Genomic DNA, 19,111 nt, shown 5'->3' with positions numbered 1-19,111 from the left:
TCACCCCGCGCCGCGACACAGCCTGAACACAGCTACGTGCCGTAGCATAAAACAGCTAAACCTATACCTGTAAACTGTTCTGTGGCACACGGGCACTCACACGCCCCACTCTCACAGAAAACCCCAGAGGATAACACTATGACCAAACGCTCTAAGCTCACTATTTTCGGTGCCAGCGCGGCAGCTCTCGCGCTTGCACTGTCCGCATGTGGCGCGCAGTCCAGCAATGGCGATTTGTCCAAGGTGCAGTACACCTTGAAGAACGCGACCGCTGCGCCTGAGGCGTCCTTCGCGACTCCCTTCGCCGCTTCTAGCCCCTCCGCATACGTGATTGAGGAAGGTAACGGCGACTCCATCAACGATGGTGACTACGTGCTCGTTGAGGCTGCCGTGTTCAACGGCACCGACGGCAAGCTTAACGGTTCCACTTACTCCAGCGAGCCGATTCTGCTGCCGATTAACGATCAGCTGAAGCAGGCTGCACCGCAGGTGTACGAAACCCTGAAGAAGATTAAGGTTGGCGGTTCTTTCTCGTACACCACCAACGTTCTGCAGCAGCGTAGCACCGCGGGCGTGACCACTACGACCGCTTCGCCCGGTGCCGCAACTAACGTTGAGGTGTACACCGTGAAGACGAAGCTGCCCAAGTACGCAACCGGTAAGGCTGTTGAGGCTGACCCGTCGCTGCCGTCCTTCACTCTGGATGAGTCCACCGGCAAGGCTGATATTAAGCTGCCCGACACCAAGCAGGAATACACTGAGCTCGTCTCGAAGAACCTCATTGAGGGCGAGGGCGCCGAGGTCAAGGAAACCGATACCGTGTACGTGCGTTACATTGGCGTGCAGTACTCCGACGGTAAGGTCTTCGACGGCAACTATGACGCTTCCACCCCGATGGGCCTCTCCCTGCAGGGCGTTATCAAGGGCTGGACTCAGGGTCTGAAGGGCAAGAAGGTCGGCTCCCGCGTTGAGCTAGTCATCCCGGCGGATTTGGCGTACGGTAACGACACCGGCGGTTCCAAGCCTTCGGGCACTCTGGTGTTCGTTGTTGATATTCTGGGCGCGGAGGAGAACCCGCAGACCCTGCAGCGTGCTCAGGCGGCTTCTAGCGCGGCCGCTGCGGAGGCGAGCGCCTCGGCAACCGCTTCTGCGACCGCAACCCCGGCGGCTACCGCTTCGGCTACCGCGCAGTAGCCCACATTTTTATTTCGCGCTCGCCGCTTATATGACGTAGGCGGCGGGCGCACCCACTATTTCGATGTATTTCGAACCAATCAAAGGAGACACCCATGTCTTTCGGTCAGCGTAACCTCGACCGCGAAAAGCCCGAAATCGATTTCCCCGAGGGCGACGCCCCCACCGAGCTGGTCATCACCGACCTGATCGAGGGTGCTGGCGCTGAGGTTGTTCCCGGCTCCCGCGTGCTCACCCACTACGTTGGTGTGGCATTCTCCACCGGTGAAGAGTTTGACGCGTCCTGGAACCGCGGCGAGCCGCTGCCGTTCCAGGTGGGCGTTGGCCAGGTTATCCGCGGTTGGGATGAGGGTCTGCTCGGCATGAAGGTCGGCGGCCGTCGTCGTCTGGAGATTCCCGCCGACATGGCGTACGGTGACCGCGGCGCTGGTTCGGTCATTAAGCCCGGCGAGTCCCTAATTTTCGTGGTGGACCTGCTGGACGTCCGCTAAGGACTAGCTAGGTTCTCGCGTTTCTCGCGTAAGAGACACACAGCCCGGTGCTTTCTCCCGTTTGTGGGAGGGGCACCGGGCTTTTGCGTACCGGGGATGCGTGTTGATGGCGCGTGCCGGTGGGCTTTCTATGCCGGCGTAATCTTCCCGTATCCCTCCCACAGCCACTCCACACGCAAAGTAAGTGCCGCGGAACACACACGGTATGATGGAATCATGTCCACCGCAGCTCAGCTTTACATGACTCTTCACCGCCTCGCCACCGCCGCCGAGGCGCCCGATACCGCAACCCGAACCCAGGGCATCAGCCGCAACGAGCTACTGACCCTGCTCGGTATTAGCACTCGCGCTAACGGCTCCCTCAGCGAGGCCCAGGAACGCGCCTTTGAACGAGCCAAGCAGACCCTGCGTGATGCCGGCGCGCGCATCACCCACGTGACCACGGACCTGGGAGAGCGCTACCGCCTCGAACCCAGCAACGCCGCTAAGCTGCCCGCCTGGAACCCCACCGCTGAGGAGTTCCGCCTCATCAACACCATCCTGCGCGGCTGGGAAGGCACCGAACTGCAGGATGACGCCTACCGCATTCTGCGTAAGATTGCGCTGACCAGCGAGAACCTCACCGATGAGGCGCTCGCCGCCGCGAAGATCCTGGACCCGAAGACCGGCAAGCGTCAGCGCGCGAAGAACCTGCACACCTACCGCGAGCCTCTTCAGCGCATTTACTTTAGCGATAACCCGCACCTGAATGAGCTGTTCACCGCCTATGCGGAGCGTAAGACGGTCACGTTCACCTATCAGACGGCTGCCGGGGCGACCCGCACGCAGGAGAAGGTCAGTGTTGCCGGTATTGGTTACCGTTACGGCACCTGGTATTTTGTCGGCTACTACACTGAGAGCTCGGAGCGTAAGGAGTACACGTTCCGTGCCAGCCGTATTCAGAAGCTCACGATGCTCTCACGTATTGATTCGACGCCCATCAATGCGACGTTTAACGCCAAGAACTGGCTTGAAGACATTAAGGGCTACGAAGAGAGCCTGATTGTTGCCGAGGTCAACGCCGATTCCACGCTGTCGGAGCCCTTCACCGTGCCCTCGTACGGCACGATTGATAGCGCTGTGGCGGCGACCAGCTACAGCTGCGTGATCGAGCCGCCCGAGGAATCGGAGGCTGCCTCTACCCGCCAGCGTGACAGCTACGCCGCCCAGCAGCAGCTGTTGCGCACCCTCACCGACCTGCACAGTGGCGCAGTTGAAGACCCCGGCACCTGGGCGGATATCAACCAGCGCAACCGCAACAACTCCCTCGACGACCTTGTGGACCTGCTCCTGGGTCTGCACCGTGCCGACCGCTGGGCGAGCGCCCACGATGAGGCGCCCATGCCGTTGAACCAGCTCAACGCCCTCTACAGCGTGGACACCGAGAAGAACCGTGCCCTCGGCAAAACCATTGCCGAGATTTTCGCGCAGGTAGATACCGTTCCCTTCGATTCTGACCCCAAGGACCCGGACGCCCTCAAGCCCACCTACATTAACCTGCTGCCGGATTTTGGCGGCGCCACCCCGAACACGCTGCTGAACTACGCGCGCCTCACGGACACTGAGCTCGCCATTCTCGTCTTTACCCTCTCTGCCGCAGATATTCTGCACCCGGCGGATGCGCGTCTGGGCAGTATCCGTGCGGCGCTCGCCGCCGCGTACCCGAACGCGCCCGTCTATGCGCAGCACCTGTGCTTCGCCCCGGAGGAGCCTCTGCTGCAGGAGGCGACTGCCGCCTTGAGTAGCGGCAACGCCGTGACCATTGGGTACGGTACCTCTGAGCGTGCCGCTGATCGCCTGGTGGACCCGTATGCTTTGGTGTTGCACCGCGACCACATGTACCTGCATGCGTGGTGCCGTACCGCTGAGGAACGTTACTATGCCGCGCGCGGTGAGGAAGTCCCCGAGTATGTACCCGAGGCTTTTGCTCACGCAGCCACCAGCGAGACTGCCGACAGCCAGGCGGGGGAGAAGGAACCCAACTTCTGGCGTAACTTCCGCCTCACCCGCATCAACCACATTCACGAGGCGGGCGCGGGACGTACCCACCCGGTCACCGGTGACACCGTCCCGCATTGGCACGCGCAGCAGCACAGCACTCAGACCAACCCGTTCGCTGAGTTGCGGATTCACCCGACCGAGCACATTCCCAGCGGTGAACCGCTCGATACTCTCACCGCAACGTACATGCGCCGCAGCACCCACCACGTGAAGAAGGCTTCACGCACCCAGTACGTGCGCATCCACTACTACAACAACGCCCACGGTGCTGGCGATAAGAACATCCTCGACACCGTCATTGCGCACCGAGGTGCCCTCGAGCTCGTCGGTCCTGCGCACCTGCGCGCGGCGCTGCTTGAGCAGTTGCAGACCCTCAACGCGAGCAGCCGCAGGGGTGCGCCCGCAGGTGTGCCCGCAGAAAAATAGAACTTCACCCACAAGCAAAAACGCCCTAAAAACCCTTCCAAGGCGCCAAAACATTAACCTAAAACTTGTATAATGGTGCTCATGTCTTGGTGGTTCTGGATTTTGCTATGGGGCGCGCTCATCATCTGCTCGCTCCTCTATTTGGCATGGTTCACCTACAAAGCACTCACTCGCGGTTTCACACTCCTTGACGAAACCGTAACCTGGGTCGAGTCAATCGAGGGACAATTCGACGCAGCGCAAGCGAACGCGAGCCGAAAACTCCCGCGAGACACCACCCTCGGGGTATTCACACCCATCACTGAGGCATACAATAACTACGAACAAGGTAAGCAGACACGCAGGTCTGAGCGGATCAAGCGACGGGTCTCCCGACGAGATCGACTCGGCCAACCTCAAAACATCGGAGACCTGCTCTAACAGAAAGGCACACCACCATGGGCCAGATTTTCAGCCACCCCGCGACCATCATCGTCGTTATCCTCCTCATCGTCCTGCTCTTCGGCGCACCCAAGCTGCCCGGCATGGCACGCAGCCTCGGCCAGTCCATGCGCATCTTCAAGACCGAAGTTGAGGGCCTGAAGAACGACTCCAAGAAGGACCCCCGCGAGAAGGACGGCGAAGAGGTCGTCACCGCTGAGGTCGTAGACAACGGCAAGGACGGCAAGACCGAAACCAAGTAACGGTCCCGCCCCAACGCACCAAACCCGTGCCAGCCCACCGGCCGGCACGGGTTTTGCGGCACCACCCCATAAACACCCCACCAGACCCCCTCAGCCGAATCACACACGGCACCGACACCCAGAGGACACCACGTGGCAACACCCGACCAGGACGTGCGCAACCGCAAAATCAATCCTGAAGCACGCATGGAACTCAAGGAACACCTGCGCGAATTCCGCGACCGCCTCATCAAAGCGGCTATCGCAACCATCATCGCAGCCATCATCGGTACGGTCTTCCTCTACCAGCCTTTCATCGAAATGATCTCTGCGCCCCTGCAGCAGATCAACGCAGAAACCGGCCGCAACGCAAACCTGAACTACGGTAGCGTCGCATCTCCTTTCGACCAGCTGCTGAAGGTCGGTATGTACATCGGCTTGGTGATCGCCTCTCCCGTCTGGCTCTACCAGGCACTGCGATTCCTGCTGCCGGCACTGCACACCAAGGAGAAGAAGTATCTCTTCGGCTTCCTCACCGCATCTATTTTCGCGTTTGCCTGCGGTGTCGCCATTTCGTACTTCACCCTCCCCGGCGTGGTCTACGCGCTGCTGAAGTTCACCCCCGTCAACGAAAGTAACTACATTGACGCTGGCGTGTACATCTCCTTCATCCTGAAGTTCGTCGTTACGTTCTCCTGCGCCTTCATCATCCCCGTGATTCTGGTCGGCATTAACATGCTGGGCCTGATTCGCGGTAAGACCATCCTGAAGTCTTGGCGTTGGGTTGTTGTGCTCGTTGCGGTTATCGCAGCGCTGACTGCACCCGGTAGCGACATCATGATGATGTTCGTGCTCATGGCGCCGCTGCTGATTTTCTTCTTCGCAGCAATCCTCATCTGCATGATTAACGACAAGCGCCGCGACCGCAAGCTTGCCAAGCTGGCGCAGGGTTCGGATGAAGCAAGCCTGAACACCGCAACCAGCAGTGAAGACCTGGCGAAGATGGGTTACTTCGAGGAAGAGAAGACTTCCTAAATTGAATAGCTCGCTTTGAGCAACCTAGCCGAAAGGGGCGGGGTACAGAGAACCTGTACCCCGCCCCTTTCGCATGCCCCCAAAAAGCGTCTCGAGGCGCACAGACGAATTTTTACAACGCCTGCCGGTACATCCCGGCAGAAACTGAGCATAAATTGCGCCGAAACCGCGCAGCCGATGCGCTCGCTGTTCGCCCATACCGGATTAGTGCCCGTGCAGGGTGCTTTCTGAAGGCTCGCGGCGGGTGAACCGTTACACTGGACATACTATGAGCAAGCACCACGCACAGCACACATCCGACGCACACGCTTCTAACGCACAGCCCCCGGCGGAGCGCACCGACTACGCTGCCGCCTACGCCGCATCCCGAGAGCGCGCCGCATACGCGAAGACCGCCCTCGGGGCTTTTGAGGCGTCCCTTGATTTTCCGCTGGATGATTTTCAGCGTCAGGCGTGTGCCGCCGTGGAGGCGGACCGCTCCGTCCTGGTTGCCGCCCCTACGGGTGCCGGTAAGACCATTGTGGGTGAGTTCGGTATCTACCTGGCGTTGCGCCGCGGCATGAAGGCGTTCTACACGACCCCCATTAAGGCGCTGAGCAACCAGAAGTACCACGACTTTGTGCGCGCGTACGGTGAGGATTACGTGGGTCTGCTCACCGGCGATACGAGCATTAACACGGAAGCACCCGTGGTCGTGATGACCACCGAGGTGTTGCGCAACATGCTCTACGCCAACTCGACCACGCTGACCGGCCTGGGCTATGTGGTCATGGATGAGGTGCACTACCTGGCGGACCGTTTCCGTGGCGCGGTGTGGGAAGAGGCGATTATTCACCTTCCCGAGCATGTGAACGTCATTTCCCTGTCGGCTACGGTGTCGAACGTTGAGGAGTTCGGCGCGTGGCTGGATACGGTGCGCGGCGGCACGGACATTATTGTTTCCGAGCACCGCCCGGTACCCCTGTGGCAGCACATGATGGTCGGTCACCGCGTGGTGGACCTGTTCATACCCGAAGACAACTCCGCACAGGGCAAAAACCACACCCAGGGCAAGAACCAGGAGCCGGAGGAGAAGTTCTCCCGCAAGCAGGCGAAGAAGGCACAGAAAGCTAAGCAGCGCGGCGCAACCGTGGAGGCGGGCGCCAACCCTCTGCTTGCCGGTCTGCGCCTGAACCCGCAGCTGAAGGCGCTACGCCCCGGCTTCCGTTCCGCGCCGGGCCGTGGACGCTACGGCGGCAAGCGTGAGCGTTTCCGTCACCGCCGTGAAGGCTGGCTCAATGAGACGTTCAGCAACGGCGAGCGCGGTCGCTCGGACCGTCGTGACCGTTTCAGCAACGACCGGGAGTTTGATGCGCGCGGTGAGCAGAAGCCTCTGCGTCCGCAGCGTATTACTCGCCCGGAGATGGTGCGCGCCCTCGACAAGCAGGGCCTGCTACCGGCTATTTGCTTTATCTTTTCCCGTGCCGGTTGCGACGGCGCAGTCAGCCACTGCGTATCCGCCGATATTACGCTGACCACCCCCGAACAGCAGCAGACCATCCGCGCCTACATTGCGGAAGCAACCGCTCACCTGGACACCCGCGACCTGAACACCCTCGGCTACTACGAATGGCGTGACGGCCTCATCCGCGGTATCGCCGCGCACCACGCCGGCCTGCTACCCCTGTTCAAGGAGGTTGTCGAAACCCTCTTCGCCCAGGGCCTGATCAAGCTGGTCTTCGCCACCGAAACCCTCGCACTGGGCATCAACATGCCCGCCCGCACCGTCATCCTGGAAAAGCTCACCAAGTACAACGGCGAATCCCACGTAGACATCACCCCCGGCGAATACACCCAGCTGACCGGACGCGCCGGCCGCCGCGGTATCGACATCGAAGGCCACGCCGTCGTCATGTGGCGCCCCGGCATGTCCCCAGAACACGTGGCAACCCTCGCCTCAACCCGCACCTACCCGCTAAACTCCTCATTCCGCCCCACCTACAACATGGCGGCAAACCTCATCGCCTCCTACGGCGCCGAACGCACCCGCAAAATCCTGGAATCCTCCTTCGCACAGTTCCAGGCAGACAAGTCGGTCGTGGGCGTCGCCTCCCGCGTACGCAAAAACGAAAGCGCCCTAGAAGGCTACCGCGAAGCCATGGCATGCCACCTGGGCGACTTCACCGAATACGTCCAGCTCAGCCGCAACATCGCCGAACTGGAAAAGAAGGCATCCAAGAGCAACGAACGCCACGCACGCGCGCAGGCACACCACAGCATCCAGCAGCTACTGCCCGGCGACATCATCTACATTCCGCACGGCCGCTCCCGCGGCTACGCAGTCGTCATCACCCGCTCCGATTCGCACGCCGACCCGCGCATCGGCATCGTCACCGAGGACGCGCACCAGCGCACCGCCTCAACCCGCGATTTCGAAGGCGCCATCGAACCGGTCTCACGCATCAAAATCCCCAAGCGCCTAAGCCTCAAAACCGCCAAGGAACGCCGCGACACCGCAAGCCGCATGCGCCAGGCACTCTACGACGGCCGCGCCCCGCGTGCGCTCGCACAGCAGAACATCCCGGCTCGTCAGAACAGCATTGACGCGCAGCTGGAGGCTCTGCAGGCTCAGCTGCGTAACCACCCGTGCCACGGCTGCTCCGACCGCACGAACCATATGCGTTGGGCTGAACGCTGGCAGAAGCTCAACTCTGAGACGGAAGGGTTGCGCCGTCAGATTGCCCGCCGCACCAACACGATTGCGCAGGTCTTCAACCGCATTGCGCGTCTGCTGGAGAGCTACGGCTACGTCGAACGCACCGAGGATAACGAACTGTCGCTAACCACCGGCGGCCAGGCGCTGCGCCGCATCTACGGCGAGCGCGACCTACTGACCGCCCTGTGCCTGGACGCGCACTTCCTCGACGGACTGGAGCCCGCCGCCATCGCGGCAACCGTCGCCGCACTAACCTACCAGGGTAAGCGCGACGCCGTAGAATACCTGGCGCACTACCCGCACCCGTCCCTGCGCGCACCCATTGCGACGATTACGCAGCGCCTCGCCGACCTGAACGCAGCCGAGGAACAGTTCAAGGTCAACCCGACCCCGGCATGCGACTTCGGCCTGGTCGAACCCATGTACGCCTGGGCGAACGGCGCGCACCTCGCAAAGGCAATCGAGGACACCGGCCTTGCCGCCGGCGACTTCGTGCGCTGGGCAAAGCAGGTACTGGACGCCCTGGACCAGATCGCGCACATCCGTTCCCTGGACCCGGTCATCCGCGCCCGCTGTGAAGAGGCAATCGAAGCGGTACGCCGCGGCGTAGTCGCACTCGACGTCTAACCAGCACCTCCACAGAGCGCTACACCGTACATAGTGCTACACCGCGTCCGAGCAGCTCGGGCCACCACCCCCGCTACTGTGCATTGTTCTACACCATCTAAGTTCCGCCTCATCTAAGGACGAACGAACTACCACAGGCAGCGGGGGTGCTTCTATACTCAAATGAGACGCTCAGCTAAGCTACGCGAGCACAATTGAAGTGCCCGCCCCGTGTGCGCCTCGGCGCGCCTCAAAGGTGAAAGGAATCTAATGTCTACCCGTATTTTTGTAGATGGTAGCGTGTACAGCCCTGTCGACCCGTACGCAACCGCAATGCTTGTCGAAGACGGCTTCGTCCGCTGGGTTGGTTCCGACTCCGGGGCGCGTTCCATTGCTGACGAGTCCGCCACCATCACCGAACTCGACGGCGCCCTACTAACCCCCACCTTTGCACGCGCACTAGCACCGGTAGCAGGCAAAGAAGCACCCGAAATCCTCGACTACCTGCAGACATACCGCGCAGCCGGCTACCACACCCACACCCTACTCGCCAGCATGGATGACGTACCCGACCTCATCTCCGCGCTCAGCTACTACAGCGCCGAACACGGCGTACCCGACATCCGCCTCATCCTCAACGCCACCGGCGTAGAAACCGACGAACTCATCAGCGCCATCAAGGCACTACGCCCCCTCACCGAAGGCGAACGCGCCATCAAGGGCCTGCAGCTAGTCGGCATCTTTGTCGCACCCACCGAAGCCCCCGCAGCAGCACAGGTAGCCGAAGACGCCGCACTCCTACTCTCCATCGACGCATCCACCAGCTTCACCACCGCAGCCGACGCCGCGCTCGCCGCACGCGAAACCCGCCCCTGGCTCTCCATCCGCCTCGACGCAGCAATCAGCACCCCGCAGGACCCCATCACCGACGAACACCTCACCCAGCTGGCAGAAGCACGCATCAACCTCGGCCTCAGCGTTTGCGAACCCGAAGAAGACGAAACCGCCAACGACACCGTCCAGGCACTCCTCGCACACGCCGGGGGAGAAGCACGCGAATCCGTCGCCTCAGTCGCACGCCGCGCAAACGCAGCCGGCACCTCCATCGCCCTCGGCTCCGACACCCAACTCTACGCACCCGGCGCCTGGTCCCTCATCCGCGAACTCGTCAACGACGAACACGGCATCTCCGCACGCAGCGCCTTCGCCGCCCTCACCCGCGGCGTATACCGCCTAGCACACGAAGAAAACCCCTTCACCGGTCAGCTCACCCCCGACACCCCCGCATACGTAGCACAATGGCGCGTCGAAGCCCTCATGGTTCAAGCACCCGACTCCCGCGTTGCATCGTGGAGCACCGACCCCCGCGCTCGCATTCCGCTACTTCCGGTGCTGGATGAGGATTCGCCTCTGCCCATCCTGGAATCTGTTTACACTGAAAGTAACTAATTTTTTAGCTTGTCAGAGGCTTTTTATGGGGATAAAACCCCTCAATAATTCATCAATCTGAATGTTTACCCGGTATACTGGATATCTACCGGCCTTGTTTTATATGCACCTGTGAGGGAGTAATATGCGCGTTCTAACTGTCATCCCGACGTATAACGAGAAGGAGAACCTGCCCATCGTGGTTGAGCGTCTTCGTAAGGCAGCTCCCGAGGTGGACATTCTCGTGGTGGATGATAACAGCCCCGACGGCACCGGCCAGATTGCTGATGAGCTGTCGGCTAAGGATTCCCAGATTCACGTTCTGCACCGCACCGTTAAGGACGGCCTGGGCGGCGCATACCTCGCTGGCTTCGATTGGGGCCTTGAGGCAGGCTACGACGTTCTGATTGAGATGGACGCTGACTGCTCGCACCAGCCTGAGCAGCTTCCTTCTCTAGTTCGTGCTGTGGAGGCGGGCGCTGACCTGGCTATTGGTTCGCGTTACGTTCCCGGCGGCAAGACCAAGAACTGGCCGGCTCACCGCCAGGTTCTCTCTCGCGGCGCCAACCTGTACACCCGCCTGATTCTGGGCACCTCCATCAAGGACATTACCGCTGGTTTCCGCGCGTACCGTCGTGAGGCCCTGCAGCGTCTGAACCTGGACGGTATTGACTCTAAGGGCTACGTGTTCCAGGTTGATCTGGCGTGGCGTTCTGAGCAGGCTGGCCTGAATATTGTTGAGGTTCCGATTACCTTCGTTGAGCGTGAGATTGGCGCTTCGAAGATGGACGGCAACATTATCTTTGACTCCATGTCTAAGGTGACCCGTTGGGGTATGGCTAACCGCATTCAGAAGCTGAAGAAGGCTCTGGGCAAGTAATCGTCCCTCGCTCTGAGACTTATACGAAAGACCGGGGCGGATACATAACGTATCCGCCCCGGTCTTTTTACGCTTTCTGTAGCGCTCTATCCTGGCTCACGTGCCGATGGGAAGCCCCCTACCAAACAAGAAGCCCGCCTCAGAGCACGGGTGGCTCTTAGCGGGCTTCTACAGCCTTTCTACGGCGCCTCTACGGTGCTTTTAGAGCGCGTAGTGCTTGCGGTAGTATTCCAGGCGGTCTTCCAGAGTCTTTTCCAGCTCTTCGATGCTGCGGCGTTCCATGAGCATATCCCAGTGGGTACGTGCGGGCTTTTCCTCTTCGGCGTCTGCGGTGGAGTCGCCGTTGACGAGGTATGCTTCCTTGCCGGACTTTGCGGTCCAGACCGAGGGAATCTCTGCTTCTGCCGCGAAGGTCACGAAAACGCGGTCACCGTCAGCGGTACGGTATTCGACGCGCTGGCGGGGCGCGGGCTGTACGTTCGATTCGGTTTCCATCGACTGGGAACCCAGGCGCATACCGCGCAGGCTACGATCGCTCATTTTTCCTCCAGTGTCGTCGGGTGCGCCTTGTGGCGCTTTAGGCATAACGTTGGGCGGGGGAGAGCTATTCCCTCGAACGTTTACAAAACATCCATTATATCGGTAATAGTCTCCACCCGCCCAGCGTGGTGGTGTTTATTCGGCGTGATTTTTGGTGATTCACGCCTTTTTATGCGTTAGATTTCGCGTTTAGCCGTTGATGCCGTAGCTTCCGGGTGCCTGCGGTGCGCTCTTGGGTGCCTCCGCTGCGGGCTTCTTCGGTGCGTCCGCAAGGTCGGATGCGGGCAGGGTGCCGAATGCGTTGCCGAGGCCGCGCAGTGCATCGCCGAGTTCAGTCGGGATGAACCAGAGCTTGTTGGCGTCGCCTTCGGCGAGCTTGGGCAGGGTCTGCAGGTACTGGTAGGTGAGCAGCTGCTGGCTGGGGTTGGATTCGTGGATTGCTGCGAAGACCTTCTGCACGGCTTCTGCTTCACCGTTTGCACGCAGGATTGCGGACTGTGCGTCACCTTCTGCGCGAAGGATCTGTGCCTGCTTTTCACCCTCCGCACGAAGGATGGCTGCGCGGGATTCACCTTCTGCGGTCAGAATGTCGGACTGCTTCTGGCCTTCTGCGGTGAGGATTGCGGCGCGGCGGTCACGCTCTGCACGCATCTGCTTCTCCATGGAGTCCTGAATGGACACCGGGGGCTGGATTTCCTTGATGTCCACGCGGGAGACGCGCAGGCCCCAGCGGCCGGTGGTGGAGTCGAGTACGCCTCGCAGCTCGGCGTTGATCTGGTCGCGGGAGGTGAGGGTCTGCTCCAAGTTCAGGCCACCAACGACGTTACGCAGGGTTGCGCTGGTCAGCTCGTCTACGGCGCGAATGTAGTTGGTGATTTCGTAGGTTGCAGAACGCGGGTCGGTGACCTGGAAGTACACGACGGTGTCGATGCCGACCACGAGGTTATCTTCGGTGATCACGGACTGCGAGGGGAAGGAAACGACCTGTTCACGCAGGTCGATGAGGGGCAGCACGCGGTCAACTACGGGGATGACGATGTGCAGGCCGGGGTTGAGAACGGCGTGGAACTTGCCCAGTCGTTCGACGATGCCGGCTCGTCCCTGCGGGATGACGCGCACGGTCTTTGCGAGCATCGTCAGCACGAAGAGGATGAGTAGGACCGTCAGAATAAGGCTGATAGGCATTGTTTCTCCTTATCGGTGAGTTATATGGTGTGTTTTTGGAGTATCTGAGTTGGCTTTTGGAGCCGGTATTCAGATGGGTCTTAGTTTGTTGGTCTTAGTCATGGGGGAGAGGCTCTACGATTGCGGTAGCACCCTCAATGGCTCGTACCCTCGCGTGTGATCCTACTACGAGCGTTCCGGAGGCGGTGCGCGCCGTCCAGGTGTCGCCAGCTAGTACAACCAAACCGGTTTCACTAGTCACATCTTGAGTGACGCGCACCTCAGCACCAACGAGTGCTTCAGCATTAGTGACAGCTCCGGTGGCTGATTTATTGAGCTTTTTCAGCAGCGGCGGGCGCAGGCCAAGAACCAAAATCAGGCAGATCACCACGAAAATAACGGTTCGAATCAGCATGTTATCCACGAAGGGCGATATTGCTGCGGTGATGCCTGCGCTAATCGCCAGCATGAGAAAGAACAGGTCGAGGCTGAGCATTTCTATGACGGCGAAAACGAGGGCGAGTGCAACCCAGAGTGTCCAGGGTGTCTCAAAGAGCCAATCCACGAGTTTTCTCCTTTGGTGTACATCAACCGGCGTGGTTGACGTTGAATCTGCACACGAGGCGACAGCACCTTCGTGATGCGGGGTATATCCATTATTTCAGGCGGATTGAGTACTGGCGACAGTTCTGGTGACCGAGTGAGGTTAATACATGAACTGTTAAGACTTTATTTAGATACGGGGAATCTTTGGTTCATTCTAGACCTCCCTAAAAAGCCGATAATATACATTATGTAAAGTAGACCTATTTTTCACTACCCCACCGGCTACTCACCCGTGCGTTCTACGCTCAAGCTGGCACGGGTTGAACCTGCGCTCAGCCAGGCGCTCACGTGTCCCAAACCTTCGGGCCCCTCAGCGCCTCCCGTTAAACGACAAACACCCGAGACGAGCTCACACCATTCGGTGCGCCCCATCTCGGGTGCCTATCATCAGCTACTGCGCTTCTTTATTCTGGGCTTCTTATTCTGCGTGCTTGGAGCTGAACTCTACCCAGGCGTTGAGCACACGCTCCGCTGCACCGGATGCAATGGATTCGCGTGCATCGGCCAAAGCCTGAGTGAAACGGGTCTCAAAGCTCTCCCCGTTGGTCGGGCGGTATGCCACCAGGCCTGCGGCTGCGTTGATGAGCACAGCGTCGTGAATTGCGCGTAGCGGGCTCTTCGGGGCTTCGCCCTCCCCTGCCAAAATTGCACGGAAAACGCCCGCGTTGTACTCGGCGTCGCCGCCACGCAACTGCTCCAGCGGTGCGTTCTGCAGACCGTACTCGGTCGGGTCAAAACGGTACTCGGTCAGTTCGCCGTCTACAGCCTCCCACAGGCGGCTCGTGGTGGCGATGGTCAGCTCATCCAGGCCGTCATCGCCGCGGAAAATCAGGGCGTGATCGCCTCGCTCCGCGAAGACGTGAGCCATCTTCTCAGCCATGACCGGGTTAGCAACGCCGATAGCCGAGGACTTCACGCGAGCCGGGTTGGTCATGGGACCCAGGTAGTTGAACGCGGTCGGAATGCCCAGCAGGCGGCGGGTCGGGCCCACGTGGCGCATTGCCGGGTGGAAAGTCATCGCAAACAGGAAGGTGATACCGGTCTCGCGAGCGCATTCGGCGACTGCGGGAATGGGCATGTCGAGGCGGATTCCGAGGGCTTCGAGGACGTCTGCGGAGCCGGATTTGGAGGTGGAGGCGCGGTTGCCGTGCTTGACGACGGTTGCGCCGGTGCCTGCGATGACGAGGGCTGCCATGGTGGAGATGTTGACGGTGTTTTGCTGGTCTCCGCCGGTGCCGACGATGTCTACGGCGTTGGGGTCGATGTCGACGGTTTCGGCTTTGGCGATCATGCCGGCTGCGAGTGCGCCGAGTTCTTCGGGGGTTTCGCCTTTGGAGTGAAGGGCGGTGAGGAATGATGCGAGGATCGGCTGTTCGGTTTGGCCGGTCATGATTTGGTCCATTGCCCAGGCGACTTCGGTGTCGGTGAGGTTTTGGTGCTTGACGAGCTGGTTGAGGATGTATTTCCAGGTGATTTCGTGCGTAGTCATGTGTTAAGTGTAAAACCCCCGTCGCGTATCTGCATGGTTGGGTGCAGTATGCGAGACGGGGGTTTACTAGGCGTGTTGCACTTTTGGGTGCTTAGCGCTGGGGTGTCTTCGGTTTAGTGGAAGGAGTCACCGCATGCGCAGGAGCCTGCTGCGTTGGGGTTGTCGATGGAGAAGCCCTGCTTTTCGATGGTGTCTTCGAAGTCGATGGTGGAGCCGTCGAGGTAGGGTGCGCTCATCTTGTCGACGATGACTTCTACGCCGTCGAAGTTGCGGACTGCGTCGCCGTCGAGGACGCGCTCGTCGAAGTAGAGCTGGTAGATGAGGCCGGAGCAGCCGCCGGGCTGGACGGCGATGCGCAGGCGCAGGTCGGTGCGGCCTTCCTGTTCGAGGAGTGCGCGGACTTTGGTCTGTGCTACTTCGGTGAGGTTGACGCCGTGGGTCGGCAGTTCGGTGGTGGTTTCACTCATTGGTGTTGTCCTTTGTGTTCGTTGGTTGCCCGGGTGCACCGCGTGTGGGTGCGTGTGGGCGTTTTAGCCTTCACGATACGCGCCGGGGAGAGCTGAGCACAACCTAGGGTGTGCATAGTTCGCCGGGGGCGTGAGTGTTTGCGTGTTGGCTTTATAAGTAATTCTGCTTCTAGGATACCGAAAAAGTGGGGGTTGGGGCTTGGTGCCCCTTCTCCCCCACTTTTTGCGGGCTGGTTTAGCGAGCGCGTTCTGCGCCGCTATCACTGGCGAGCGCGGGTATCTCTAGCCTCTCTAGTGCCTCTAACGAACGACTAGCGAGCGCCGAGTGCGCTCAGCAGCAGCGCCTCCGCTAGGATTGCGTTCTTGAAGTCCGGGATGTACAGGGACTCGTTGGCGCTGTGTGCGCGGGTGTCGGGGTCTTCAACGCCAGTGACGAGGATCTGTGCCTGCGGGAAGAGGTCCTTGAGGTCGGAGATGAACGGGATGGAGCCGCCCATGCCGGTCTGTACGGGTTCGACGTCCCAGGCGGTGCGCATTGCGTCGAGGGCGGTTTGTGCGCCGTCTGCGTCGACTTCGGTGGCGAAGGGCATGCCGGAGTCGACGGCGGTGTAGTTCGCCTGGGCGCCGTGGGGTGCGTGTGCCTTGATGTGTTCGGCGAGGGCGCGGTGTGCGTTTTCGGGGTTGTCGCCGGGTGCTAGGCGGGTGCTGATGCGTGCGCGGGATACGACGGCGAGGGTGTTGGAGGAGGTTGCGATGGAGGGGATGTCCATGCCGATGACGGAGATTGCCGGCTGGGTCCACAGGCGGGAGGCGACGGATCCGGTGCCTGCCAGGGGTACGGAGTCGAGGATGCCGGAGTCGCTGCGGAAGTCTGCTTCAGCGTATTCGAGTTCGGGTTCGGGGGCGCGGTGCAGGCCTTCGACGGCTACGGCGCCGGTGGCATCGTGCAGGGTTGAGAGGAGCTGCGCCATGAGGGTGTGTGCGTCGAGCATGGGGCCACCGAACATGCCGGAGTGGATGGCGTGGCTGCCGACGCGTACTTCGATGTCGCCGGATGCGACGCCGCGCAGGCTGGTGGTCAGTGCGGGTACGCCGGCGCGCCAGTTGGCGGAGTCTGCGACGACGATGTAGTCGGCGGATAGTTCTTCACGGTAGGTGTTGAGGAAGGAGACGAAGGAGGGTGAGCCTGCCTCTTCTTCGCCCTCAATGAAGAGCTTCACGCCGAGTTTGAAGTCCTCGCCGAGAGTTTCGTTGAGGGCTGCGAGCGCGGCGAGGTGCACGAGGATGCCTGCCTTGTCGTCTGCGGCGCCGCGGCCGTAGAGGCGGTCGCCCTTGCGGGTTGCGACGAAGGGGTCGGTGTTCCACAGGTCGAGGTTGCCGGCGGGCTGTACGTCGTGGTGGGCGTAGAGCAGGATGGTCGGGTAGCCTTCTGCGGCGGGGCGGGAGGCGATGACGGCGGGCATGCCCTGCTTTTCGGTGCCGTCGGCAGTGGTGTAGGTAGCGCGTTCGATGCGTACGTTGTTGAAGCCTGCCTTGGTTGCGAGCGCGGCGACTGCCTCGGCGCTGCGGTCTACCTGGGTGAGGTCGTGCGATTCCCAGGCGATGGAGGGGATGGCGACGAGCTCGGTGAGGGTCTGCAGGGTTGCTTCGAAGTTTTTGGTGACGGCGTCGCGTAGGGCGCTGTGGTGGGTGAATTCAGTAGTCATGTTTCTACCTTACCCCTACCTTACCCGCCGCCGCCGGGTGGTTGGGGTTGTTTCAGTTGCTGGTGTGGGCTTGTGGGGGCGGGTTTGGTGTGTGCCGTTCGGGTATGATGGGAGGGTGTTTGGTCGTAAGAAAGAGAAGGCTGAAGCGGAAGCTGTTCAGCCGCAGGTTGTAGAGGAGCCTCAGGCTCCGGTTAATCCGAAGTTCACCCCGAAGAAGGGCCGTCCTACTCCTTCGCGTAAGGAGCAGCAGGCGGCTCGTCGTCAGCCTCTGGTTGTTAATGACCGTAAGGAGGCGAAGGCTCGTGAACGTGAAGCGATGGCGAAGGCGCGTGAGCGTCAGAATGATGCGTTGATGGGTGGCGATCAGCGTTACCTGCCCGCCGTGGACCGTGGTGCGCAGCGCCGTTATATCCGTGACTATGTGGATGCGCGTCGTAACCTTGGCGATTTCATGCTGGCTATTCTGCTGGTTCTGCTCATTGGTGGCTGGATTGCCCAGGGTGTGGCTGGTACGTCTAGCGTTGGTGCAACGATTTATTACGGTTCGGTGTACGCAATGTATGCGCTGATGATTCTGTGGGTTGTTGACTACTTCATTCTGTGGCGTGGCCTGAAGAAGAAGCTGATTGCGAAGTTCGACGAGGTTCAGCGTGGTTCTGGCATGTATGCGTTTAACCGTGTGATGATGATTCGTCGTATGCGCCGCCCGGTTCCGATGGTGAAGTACGGCGAGTACCCGCGCTAAGTCGTTAGTGCCTTATAGGTGCTTGGGGAGAGGTCCTGAAGGTTCAGGCCTCTCCCCTATTTTTGTGTTCTTACGCGAAAAGCCACATGTGTTTCGAGAAGCTACTTCTTTGGTGGCTTTTCGAAACACATGTGGCTTCTGGGTGAATGTATCGAGGTTAGACGCCGGTACGGTTAGGCTTCGATTCGGGAGTAGAGGATCTGCCACCTGCCGTCGCGGTGTTCGAGGGCGAACGTGTAGATTTCTTCTTCCTTGTCGCTGCTCCAGGTTTCTTGGCGGCCGTCGGGTTCTACCTCGGTTTGTTTGTCCCATTCGTGGTTGGTTTCCAGGTAGTAGGTTTGATGGTCGTCGGTCCTGGGTATACCGGCGGGTTCGAAGTGTTGGATGCCGTCGATGACCCATCCGCCGCGCTGGTAGAGCGCTTCTATTTCCCGGTAGATTTTGAGTTCTCCGTCGTTTGATGAGGAGAGGAATTCGCGGGCTTTGCTGTAGTCGCCGGTTTGGACGCCGTAGTTGATCCACTGGTTCCAGGCGTCCATGGTTTTGAGGAGGCCGTCGGCGGTCTTTGCGCGGTAGCCGTCTTCGGGAGCGTTGGGTTTGGGGACGTTCTGAGCGGGGCCTTTGGCGTCTGCTTTACGGTATTCCCCGCTACCGGCGTTATTGCTGGCTCCACTGCTTGAGCTGCTGTTAGTGGCTGCTGCGCCGGAGGCGGTGGATCCGTCTCCTGCAGTTGTGATGTCGTGCGGCACGCAGGCGGCGAGTAGGGTGCTGAGGCTGATGAGTGTGCCTCCGGTCAGTATTGAGCGGCGGTTCAGCATATTGGGGTTCATGGTAGGTCCTCCACATCGTTGTAGTGCATGGTCTCCCGCTTATCTCCATTATGCGCGAGCGCGCACTGGGAACTTGTCATTGCTCCTACTCTTATAAGCATCTTCCG

16 protein-coding genes are annotated in these 19,111 nt (G+C 60.4%); 9 read left to right on the top strand and 7 right to left on the bottom strand.

All coding sequences use genetic code 11. From position 1 onward, the window contains the following. Positions 1 to 138: 138 nt before the first annotated feature. The 8 genes from HMPREF3055_RS05610 (at position 139) to HMPREF3055_RS05570 (ending at position 11,457) form a co-directional block, all read left to right on the top strand. The gene (locus tag HMPREF3055_RS05610) at positions 139 to 1,194 is read left to right on the top strand and encodes an FKBP-type peptidyl-prolyl cis-trans isomerase (RefSeq protein ID WP_070688229.1); all 1,056 of its coding nucleotides are present in this window, start codon (positions 139 to 141) and stop codon (positions 1,192 to 1,194) included. Between the two features lie 95 nt (positions 1,195 to 1,289). Next, entirely contained in the window at positions 1,290 to 1,685 is a 396-nt protein-coding gene (locus tag HMPREF3055_RS05605) for an FKBP-type peptidyl-prolyl cis-trans isomerase (RefSeq protein ID WP_005508667.1), read from the top strand. Positions 1,686 to 1,901: 216 nt separating this feature from the next. Continuing rightward, entirely contained in the window at positions 1,902 to 4,151 is a 2,250-nt protein-coding gene (locus HMPREF3055_RS05600; protein ID WP_070738432.1) for a WYL domain-containing transcriptional regulator, read from the top strand. A gap of 437 nt (positions 4,152 to 4,588) precedes the next feature. Then, positions 4,589 to 4,834: a Sec-independent protein translocase subunit TatA gene (gene tatA / locus HMPREF3055_RS05590; protein ID WP_005506024.1), complete on the top strand. Its 246-nt coding sequence runs from the start codon at positions 4,589 to 4,591 to the stop codon at positions 4,832 to 4,834. 132 nt (positions 4,835 to 4,966) lie between these two features. Continuing rightward, positions 4,967 to 5,848, top strand: coding sequence for a twin-arginine translocase subunit TatC (gene tatC, locus HMPREF3055_RS05585; RefSeq protein ID WP_070506288.1), 882 nt, complete (start codon positions 4,967 to 4,969; stop codon positions 5,846 to 5,848). A 268-nt stretch (positions 5,849 to 6,116) separates the two neighbouring features. Further along, entirely contained in the window at positions 6,117 to 9,170 is a 3,054-nt protein-coding gene (locus tag HMPREF3055_RS05580) for a DEAD/DEAH box helicase (RefSeq protein WP_070738429.1), read from the top strand. A 249-nt stretch (positions 9,171 to 9,419) separates the two neighbouring features. Further along, positions 9,420 to 10,598, top strand: a complete 1,179-nt coding sequence (locus tag HMPREF3055_RS05575) for an amidohydrolase (RefSeq protein ID WP_070738427.1) — start codon at positions 9,420 to 9,422, stop codon at positions 10,596 to 10,598. 124 nt (positions 10,599 to 10,722) lie between these two features. Further along, complete coding sequence (locus HMPREF3055_RS05570) at positions 10,723 to 11,457, top strand: polyprenol monophosphomannose synthase (RefSeq protein WP_049327188.1); 735 nt, start codon at positions 10,723 to 10,725, stop codon at positions 11,455 to 11,457. Between the two features lie 201 nt (positions 11,458 to 11,658). Here HMPREF3055_RS05570 and HMPREF3055_RS05565 read toward each other — a convergent pair whose 3' ends face one another. The 6 genes from HMPREF3055_RS05565 to HMPREF3055_RS05540 form a co-directional block, all read right to left on the bottom strand. Further along, positions 11,659 to 11,997: an RNA polymerase-binding protein RbpA gene (locus HMPREF3055_RS05565; protein ID WP_005506034.1), complete on the bottom strand. Its 339-nt coding sequence runs from the start codon at positions 11,995 to 11,997 to the stop codon at positions 11,659 to 11,661. Positions 11,998 to 12,186: 189 nt separating this feature from the next. Then, positions 12,187 to 13,182, bottom strand: coding sequence for an SPFH domain-containing protein (locus tag HMPREF3055_RS05560; RefSeq protein WP_005506035.1), 996 nt, complete (start codon positions 13,180 to 13,182; stop codon positions 12,187 to 12,189). Between the two features lie 94 nt (positions 13,183 to 13,276). After that, complete coding sequence (locus HMPREF3055_RS05555) at positions 13,277 to 13,726, bottom strand: NfeD family protein (RefSeq protein WP_070666600.1); 450 nt, start codon at positions 13,724 to 13,726, stop codon at positions 13,277 to 13,279. Between the two features lie 459 nt (positions 13,727 to 14,185). After that, the gene (trpD, locus tag HMPREF3055_RS05550) at positions 14,186 to 15,256 is read right to left on the bottom strand and encodes an anthranilate phosphoribosyltransferase (RefSeq protein WP_070738425.1); all 1,071 of its coding nucleotides are present in this window, start codon (positions 15,254 to 15,256) and stop codon (positions 14,186 to 14,188) included. Positions 15,257 to 15,369: 113 nt separating this feature from the next. After that, positions 15,370 to 15,723 (bottom strand): HesB/IscA family protein, encoded by a 354-nt coding sequence (locus HMPREF3055_RS05545; protein WP_070738423.1) that lies wholly within the window; start codon positions 15,721 to 15,723, stop codon positions 15,370 to 15,372. A gap of 311 nt (positions 15,724 to 16,034) precedes the next feature. Continuing rightward, the gene (locus HMPREF3055_RS05540; RefSeq protein WP_070738421.1) at positions 16,035 to 17,429 is read right to left on the bottom strand and encodes a M20/M25/M40 family metallo-hydrolase; all 1,395 of its coding nucleotides are present in this window, start codon (positions 17,427 to 17,429) and stop codon (positions 16,035 to 16,037) included. Positions 17,430 to 17,544: 115 nt separating this feature from the next. Here HMPREF3055_RS05540 and HMPREF3055_RS05535 point away from each other — a divergent pair, with 115 nt between their 5' ends. Beyond that, positions 17,545 to 18,174, top strand: coding sequence for a DUF3043 domain-containing protein (locus HMPREF3055_RS05535; RefSeq protein WP_070738419.1), 630 nt, complete (start codon positions 17,545 to 17,547; stop codon positions 18,172 to 18,174). 173 nt (positions 18,175 to 18,347) lie between these two features. Here HMPREF3055_RS05535 and HMPREF3055_RS05530 read toward each other — a convergent pair whose 3' ends face one another. Continuing rightward, on the bottom strand, positions 18,348 to 19,004 hold the full coding sequence (locus HMPREF3055_RS05530) for a DUF6318 family protein (protein ID WP_070738417.1): 657 nt from the start codon (positions 19,002 to 19,004) through the stop codon (positions 18,348 to 18,350). Positions 19,005 to 19,111 lie beyond the last annotated feature (107 nt).

Source organism: Rothia sp. HMSC061C12 (assembly GCF_001815755.1).
Lineage (GTDB): Bacteria > Actinomycetota > Actinomycetes > Actinomycetales > Micrococcaceae > Rothia > Rothia mucilaginosa.
This window is presented reverse-complemented; position numbering and strand designations above follow the sequence as displayed.

Coding starts and splice junctions, on each gene's coding strand:
- HMPREF3055_RS05610 (WP_070688229.1), top strand. CDS start 139: ATGACCAAACGCTCTAAGCTCACTATTTTCGGTGCCAGCGCGGCAGCT.
- HMPREF3055_RS05605 (WP_005508667.1), top strand. CDS start 1,290: ATGTCTTTCGGTCAGCGTAACCTCGACCGCGAAAAGCCCGAAATCGAT.
- HMPREF3055_RS05600 (WP_070738432.1), top strand. CDS start 1,902: ATGTCCACCGCAGCTCAGCTTTACATGACTCTTCACCGCCTCGCCACC.
- tatA (WP_005506024.1), top strand. CDS start 4,589: ATGGGCCAGATTTTCAGCCACCCCGCGACCATCATCGTCGTTATCCTC.
- HMPREF3055_RS05580 (WP_070738429.1), top strand. CDS start 6,117: ATGAGCAAGCACCACGCACAGCACACATCCGACGCACACGCTTCTAAC.
- HMPREF3055_RS05575 (WP_070738427.1), top strand. CDS start 9,420: ATGTCTACCCGTATTTTTGTAGATGGTAGCGTGTACAGCCCTGTCGAC.
- HMPREF3055_RS05570 (WP_049327188.1), top strand. CDS start 10,723: ATGCGCGTTCTAACTGTCATCCCGACGTATAACGAGAAGGAGAACCTG.
- HMPREF3055_RS05565 (WP_005506034.1), bottom strand. CDS start 11,997: ATGAGCGATCGTAGCCTGCGCGGTATGCGCCTGGGTTCCCAGTCGATG.
- HMPREF3055_RS05560 (WP_005506035.1), bottom strand. CDS start 13,182: ATGCCTATCAGCCTTATTCTGACGGTCCTACTCATCCTCTTCGTGCTG.
- trpD (WP_070738425.1), bottom strand. CDS start 15,256: ATGACTACGCACGAAATCACCTGGAAATACATCCTCAACCAGCTCGTC.
- HMPREF3055_RS05545 (WP_070738423.1), bottom strand. CDS start 15,723: ATGAGTGAAACCACCACCGAACTGCCGACCCACGGCGTCAACCTCACC.
- HMPREF3055_RS05540 (WP_070738421.1), bottom strand. CDS start 17,429: ATGACTACTGAATTCACCCACCACAGCGCCCTACGCGACGCCGTCACC.
- HMPREF3055_RS05530 (WP_070738417.1), bottom strand. CDS start 19,004: ATGAACCCCAATATGCTGAACCGCCGCTCAATACTGACCGGAGGCACA.